The sequence below is a fragment of the Bradyrhizobium sp. Crot121 genome (assembly GCF_059512385.1).
The window spans coordinates 1-6,639 of sequence record NZ_JCAMOR010000158.1; the positions used below are offsets into that span (position 1 = coordinate 1).

5 protein-coding genes, 1 pseudogene and 1 other annotated feature are annotated in these 6,639 nt (G+C 57.2%); of the genes and pseudogenes, 5 read left to right on the plus strand and 1 reads right to left on the minus strand.

Features of this window, described 5'->3' with window-relative positions:
* Positions 1 to 76: 76 nt before the first annotated feature.
* A pseudogene (locus tag AC5ZGW_RS44905) lies at positions 77 to 540 on the minus strand (transposase); the annotation flags it as partial.
* Positions 146 to 262 (minus strand) — a sequence feature (AL1L pseudoknot). (Overlaps the previous pseudogene by 117 nt.)
* Before the next feature lie 1,107 nt (positions 541 to 1,647).
* Here AC5ZGW_RS44905 and AC5ZGW_RS44910 point away from each other — a divergent pair.
* From AC5ZGW_RS44910 to AC5ZGW_RS44930, 5 genes are all read left to right on the plus strand, one after another.
* Positions 1,648 to 2,967: a lysine N(6)-hydroxylase/L-ornithine N(5)-oxygenase family protein gene (locus AC5ZGW_RS44910; RefSeq protein ID WP_155255674.1), complete on the plus strand. Its 1,320-nt coding sequence runs from the start codon at positions 1,648 to 1,650 to the stop codon at positions 2,965 to 2,967.
* The gene (locus AC5ZGW_RS44915) at positions 2,964 to 4,193 is read left to right on the plus strand and encodes an MFS transporter (protein WP_245475164.1); all 1,230 of its coding nucleotides are present in this window, start codon (positions 2,964 to 2,966) and stop codon (positions 4,191 to 4,193) included. The genes AC5ZGW_RS44910 and AC5ZGW_RS44915 overlap by 4 nt, the downstream gene beginning before the upstream one ends.
* A 40-nt stretch (positions 4,194 to 4,233) precedes the next feature.
* Positions 4,234 to 5,013: a phytanoyl-CoA dioxygenase family protein gene (locus AC5ZGW_RS44920; protein WP_028169266.1), complete on the plus strand. Its 780-nt coding sequence runs from the start codon at positions 4,234 to 4,236 to the stop codon at positions 5,011 to 5,013.
* A 24-nt stretch (positions 5,014 to 5,037) separates the two neighbouring features.
* A complete protein-coding gene (locus AC5ZGW_RS44925) occupies positions 5,038 to 5,367 on the plus strand; it encodes a cupin domain-containing protein (RefSeq protein ID WP_028169265.1) in 330 nt (109 codons plus the stop codon).
* Between the two features lies 1 nt (position 5,368).
* A partial coding sequence (locus tag AC5ZGW_RS44930) for a class I tRNA ligase family protein (RefSeq protein WP_496114131.1) occupies positions 5,369 to 6,639 on the plus strand: 1,271 nt, incomplete at its 3' end.

Below are 6,639 nucleotides of genomic sequence, written 5' to 3' on the forward strand. Positions count from 1 at the left end.
GATAGAAAGGGATCAGGAGCAGTCAGTTTCCAACTAACAAACCGGTTCAAGCGGTCCCGCTCCGCGGGTCCATTTCATCCTGCCTGGCGCGCGCCGACAGCTTGGTCGGATCGCGCCGCTTGGCCACATGGGCGGGGTAGGTCGAAGGGGCGATCGGCAAGACCCTGCAGATCGGCTCGACCCCATACGTCCCACGGTGATCGTCGATGAAGGCGATCATGGCTTGGACCGGCGGTCGAGCTCCGCCGTCGCAAAATAGGCGCTCGCCTTGCGCAGGATCTCATTGGCGTGCCGAAGCTCACGGTTCTTCCCGTTCCAGGGCCTTCAGCTTCTCAGCCATGTCGGTCGGAACGCCTGCCCGCTGTCGACCTCGGCCTTCTTGACCCAGTCATGCAGCGTCTGCGGCGTGCAGCCGATCTTGGCCGCAATCGAGGTCACCGCCGCCCAGCGGGACGGATGCTCGCTCGCGTGATCCAGAACCATCCGAACCGCACGGGCCCGGACCTCGGGTGAAAATCTGTTCGTCGTCTTGCTCGTCATGGCTCCATCCTCTCAGGAGCTGGAGCCTCCGGCAAACCCGGGGCGGTTCAAGGCCACGCTCGGCCAAGCCTTGAAGGACCTTAGAAACCCGACTGCGGAGCTCGGGCAGTCTGCGCAGAAGCGAGCTACACGTCTGCGTGCGCTGAGTGCGTGGCTTAAAGAAAATGCCAGGGGGACCATAACCTGGCGTGTTAACGGCGCTGGCAAGGAGCAGTTAACGCTGGACAACGATGTGCTAACGTTCCAACGCAAGCCTCCGGTCGCGCGCTGCGGCCGGAGGTTTTTACTAGAACAGGACATGCTTTGAGGCTACTCACGTTTCGAAAGCGCACAAGCCGGTGTGTGCCGCACGTTAGCCAATCAGAAGATCGCCCGCACGGGCGCGCGTCGGCAAGGCTCCGTCACCAGAAACTCCTCGCGCTTGGCGGCGCTGTTTGTTGTTTACGCTCACCGGCCTCTTGGCTAAGCCCAAAAAAGGCCGCCGCAATCAGCCAAAGCGGAACTGTCCACCGCCATTACCTGAGAAACTGCCAACATTGCGGAGCCGAAGATGTCTGCTGCCCGCGTAGTGCGACGCAGCTCTCCTGGTGCGACACCACAGACGAGCGGTCTGCGAGGCCTGAAGGGCTGACAATGCGTGGAAAGATCATGATGGTTTGAGCACTGTCGGCGTAGATGAGCATTCACAGTGTGTTCGTTTCTCAGCCATGGATCCGTGCGCTCGGTATTCCGTATGTGGATGTCCGATTGCCGCCTCAATGTCGTAAATCCGACGGAGCTGCCGGGGCAATTCCGCACGAAATGCTGTAGGTGGGCATGTTCTTCTCGTCCAACGAGGCGCAGTCGAGATTTTGTGGCTGGCACGGCGATTGCTGATGAGCAGAGACCACCGGATGGGTGGGTGAAGATGGTCGCAGCCGGACTTTAGTGTTCCCACGAATGAGAGGTTTCAGCAGACGGCTTGCAAGACGCGCCATTGCGGGCCAAGCCGCTGCCCCATCCCAAGTCACACAAACGTGCTTCAGTAATGAAGCGACGCGCCCGGACCCGAGCAGAATTTACACGAGCGCCAACGTCAAGAACTTACACGAGCTCAAAGAGACTTCTATGGAAATGCTGGACCTCATCGGAATTGGCATCGGCCCATTTAACCTTAGCCTCGCAGCGCTTATTGAACCTACTCCGCTCCGCGCACTTTTCCTGGAGAAGCGAGACGCACTCTTTTGGCATCCAGGCCTTGCGCTGCCGAACAGTCGCCTACAGGTGTCGCCGCTCAAGGATTGCGTGACCCTGGTCGATCCTACTAGCCCATATTCATTCCTCAACTATTTGGCACTGCATGGTCGGCTCTACAGCTTTGTCAACAAGCGCAATGCTTCAACGTCCCGGCGGGAGTTCATTGAGTATTACCGGTGGGTCGCAGGGCGACTCAATACGCTCCGCTTCTCCGAGGAAGTCAAGGATGTTGTTCCTTTTAGGGATGGCTACCGCATCAGCACGAATACAACCACATACTTGGCGCGCGCCGTTGTTGTCGGCGTTGGCGTAGAGCCCAAGATCCCGGCCTGTGCCAGATCTTTGCTATGTGACACCGTCTACCATGCAGCCGACTATCTCGAGCGGCAGCTACCGTATGCAGCCGAGCATGTGCTCGTTGTGGGAGGCGGTCAGAGCGGGGCTGAGATCATCGAGGATATTCTTACTCGTTCTGTATCCACCCAGATCACGTGGGCAACGTCGCGTTCGAACTTGTTTGCCATCGACGACAACAGTTTCGTGAATGAGGCTTACACGCCCGCCTATAGCCGTCGCTTTCACGCTCTACCGCTTCAGCAACGCCGGAACATAGTCGAGGGCGAGATGCTTACGAGCGATGGTATTTCTGTCGATTTGTGCAACCGCCTATATGAAATGCTGTACGAACGCAGCCTGGATGGCACGCTGGCCGACCGATTTCGTGTGTTGTCCAGCGTAGTCGTGAAAGACGTCACGTCCCACAACAAGCGCTGGCGAGTAGATCTAAATGAGATCGCAACGCAGCGAAATAGCTGCATCCTCGTCGATCGTATAGTGCTTGCTACAGGCTTCCAGCCACGTACGCCGCCCTTCTTGCAGGCCCTCCTCGAAGGCGCGTGTATGGAAGACGGCCTGCCCGTACTCGGCCCGGACTACGCAGTCCGCTTCAGTCGGCACATGCCAGGACCAATATATCTACAAAATCAAAGCCGCGTGCAGCACGGATTGCAGAGCGCCAATCTATCTTTGGTCGCGTACCGCAACAGCCTGATTATTAATAGCCTCCTCGGCCGACCGTTCTATTTGAATACATCCGACAGGCAGATGATTGAGGTTTACGCACCTTCGGACACGTCTGAACGAGACGCCGGTGTGGTTGCGATGCCATCAACCCGACTGGGTAGCATATGAACGGCGGTTCGACCTCACGGCTGCGGGGCCGGATTGCGGATGGAACGGCTAAAGCCGCCGACCAGCTTTCAGGCACGCTCGACTACCGCGCCTTTGCACCATTTTTGATTGCCTCCATTATCATTGCAGCAGCTTACGGCACTAGCTTTCTATTGCCGGACTACATGCATGCGCTCGGAACGGATAGTGGAGCCGCGGGTCTTATTATTTCCAGCGGCATGGCTGCCACTCTCGTTTCCTGTTGCTTGGCAGGCTGGCTGGCAAAGCGGATAGGCCTATTGCCCACGTTGACTGTCGCCTCGCTATTTATGGCCTTAGCCATGCTGGCCTTTGCCGGCGCTGCCCTCGATAGGCGAGCGGCGTACGGTGGAGGATTACTGGTGGGCTCTTCTTGGTCAGTGTTCTTCATTCTGGCACCGCTGCAGATCATCCGCCATCTACGTCCCTCAGCACGTATTCAGTATTTGACTGTCTTATCCGGATCACAAATGGCTGGGCTCGGCCTAGCGGCTCCACTTGGTCACTTGCTTGCAAAATACACTGGTTCGCTGGCCACGATTTATGCGGTGCTTGCGATTGCGTGCGTGATCGCAGCCGCCTGCGTAGACCTTACAAGACGCGCGATGTCGAGGCTATCGGCAGTGCCGATGCCGGATGTCGAAATTACACTGGCCGCGACTACGACACTGCTTCAGAAGTGCACAGCACTCCCCATCGCCATGATTGCGATTTCAGCCTGCATGTTCGCGGGGCTGTCCACATATCAGAGCGCGTATTCCGCATCACGTCACTTGAATTCCGATCTGTTCTTTCTCGTTTTTACTGCTACGAGCGTGGTACTACGCTTCTCGGTCGCTCACCTCATGGGCAGCCTGCCGTTACAGCGACTGGCGCTCACGCTCATCCTACTGACCGCTGCGTCTCTGGTGTTGTTCCTTCTCAATGGTGGCAGCACCTCACTCTATATCGCGGCCACCGTCCTCTTTGCCGCCGGCTATGGGTTAAGTTATTCAACCTTGAACACGATAGCCGTCAATCTTGCCGGCGAGCACGGCGTCTCCGTGCCCACTACCTCGCAGATCTTTACGCTCGCATACTTCCTCGGGCTCTTCGGCTTTCCCCTGGTCGGAGGGCAGTTGGTCCGTGGATTCGGCCCTGACGTGATGTTGCTGAGCCTATTGAGCGCGACCGCTCTTAATGCGGTGCTAGCAAGCCGCCTGGGGTAAAGCACAACTGATCCGTCTCATCTTACGAAGGAGCTCACACATGCTGACTGAGGCACAACAATCGAAATGGCATAAGGATGGATATCTTCGATTGGAACAGTTCTTCGATCCAGCCACGCGCGACAAGATTTCTCGTTTCGTTGAGGAAGTCGCACGTTGGGATGTAAGCTCCGACAAGTGGATGTTGTGGTTCGAGAAGACGAGTGACAGCCGCAAGATTATCTCCAAGGCCGAGAACTTCTTAGACTACCATGCCCCTCTACGGGAGGCGCTCCTGGCCGATGGCCGCATTCGTACAGCGGTCGAGACACTCTTGAATGAGGAAACACGGATGTTGAAGGAACTTCTGATCTTCAAGTATCCGGACAGCGGCGGATACCGCCCACATCAGGACATCTATCATATCCCGCACAAGATACCCGAACGCATGGTGCACGCAATTGCATCCATTGCCGTGGACGACTCGGACCCGGGTAACGGTGGGCTTTTCTTCACGCCAGCTCGCCATAAGGAAGGAGTGTTTCCGATGGATGCCGGCGGCGTGATTCGCCCGGAGATCGCCGAAACCTTCACATGGGAGCCGGTGCACTTGAAGGCTGGCGATGCTTTCATTTTCGACGATTATGCGCCCCATTACTCACTGCCAAACAAGAGCGATCGGTCGCGTCGTGCGATTCACTTGGTGTTCCAGCGCGCATCCACTGGAGGTCCGACACGCACCGAATACAACCGCATGAAGCGCGCCTACAACCCACCAGAGGAAGCGGTGGCGGATCTTGAAAACCTGAAGATTCCCAATGGCATATTCTATCGCGACTGATAGCCACGTTTGAGGAAGACCAACGTGTACACGAAGCAGGCCGATCATTCTCTGATGCGAACCGAATACGGCGTTCTGGTCTGGCGCCTTTTGGAGCATCTCCCGGAGGGTCTCAGCCCAGCATTTGGCGCTTCAGTCGTGGAGCTCGCTCCAGGCGATGCGGTCGACCCGCACGATCATCAGGAGCACGAACTTTGGGTGCTGATCTCTGGTCGTGGAGAATTCGAAGTCGACGGTCAGGTCCGTGAGGTTAGCGAAACGACCTTGTGTTACATGTCGCCACATCAGACGCACACTATCCGTAATATCAGCCAAGACAGCGCTCTCAAGTTTATCTCGATTTGGTGGGATTGACGTGCGCACCTATTTTGTCTGTCCCGCGCCGCCTTGCCCTAACGGCAAACTACATCTGGGTCACATCGGCGGCGTGTATTTACTCGCTGATATTTTCGTCCGCTTTCAACGCATGACCGGCCATCGGGCCTACTACATCACTGGCTCAGACGAGCACGGCACATATACGCTCGAAACGGCACGAAAGCTCGGCCAATCCTTTAGCGAGGTCGCAGAACGATACATTCACCAGATCTTACAGTGTTTGCGCGCCGTGCAAATTACTCCCGATGTGTTCGTGCGCACATCTAGCGCGATTCACAAGGAAAATGCGCTAGCTATATTCCGCGAGCTGCAAGGGGCCGGCTACGTCGACGTACGGCAGGGCGTCCAACTGTATTGCGACCATTGCGATGAGCTCGTTACGGACTCGCTCGCAACTGGCCGTTGCCCGGCTTGCTCATCGCCTTGCGACAGCAATCTGTGTGAGAACTGCGGGCTGGCTCTTCAGCACGACACAATCCGTGACGCACGGCACGTCACCTGCGGCCGCGATCTTGTGCTAAGACCCATCACGCAGGCCGTGTTCGACATGCCACGTCTCGCTCGCCCACTGCACGAAGCCATTGGAGAAAGCACATGGCCCGAGCCGATACGCGCCAAGGCGCGCGCTTGGCTACACCGGGAGGTGCGCGGCTTGCCGATGACCCGCCATTTCAGGCACGGTGTGGAGGTAAAACAGCCTGACTCTCTGATCGGCCAAACGCTGCTTACATGGTTTGAGGGCCTCTGGTGCTTCGACACCGGAATTCGCGAGCAATGCGCCCGCGCCGGTCTGGACGCAAACGCGACGTTGCACGACCAGAACACCGAGCTTCTTTTCTTCATGGGGCAAGATAACCGCTTCTATTACACGCTAGGTGTGGCCGGCGCTCTGCTCGCGCGCGGCTACCCAATTCCCAAAAATCACTCCGTCCAGGATTTCTACAAGCTGGAAGGCGAAAAGTTTTCCACCAGTCGTGATCATGCTCTTTGGGCCGATGAAGTGGCGCGCGAGGTGGGGCCAAACGTACTCCGTTATGCACTGGCGCGAGTGGCCAAGCCGTTTGGAACCGACGCAAACGATTTTGATCTCGACGGGCTCATCTCGGCAGCCTCACGCATTCGGGTCTGGGAAGATGCGTTACGCCGGTATGCAGAAAACGCACGCACAGTAGAGAGCACCGAACTGTCCCCGAATTTCCGCCGCTTCGCTGAAGATTACGCCGATGCGGTCACCACACTGCGTTTCTG

What these genes read in the sequence shown, in the direction of transcription:
- AC5ZGW_RS44910 (WP_155255674.1), top strand. Translation starts at nt 1,648, where the DNA reads ATGGAAATGCTGGACCTCATCGGAATTGGCATCGGCCCATTTAACCTT.
- AC5ZGW_RS44915 (WP_245475164.1), top strand. Translation starts at nt 2,964, where the DNA reads ATGAACGGCGGTTCGACCTCACGGCTGCGGGGCCGGATTGCGGATGGA.
- AC5ZGW_RS44920 (WP_028169266.1), top strand. Translation starts at nt 4,234, where the DNA reads ATGCTGACTGAGGCACAACAATCGAAATGGCATAAGGATGGATATCTT.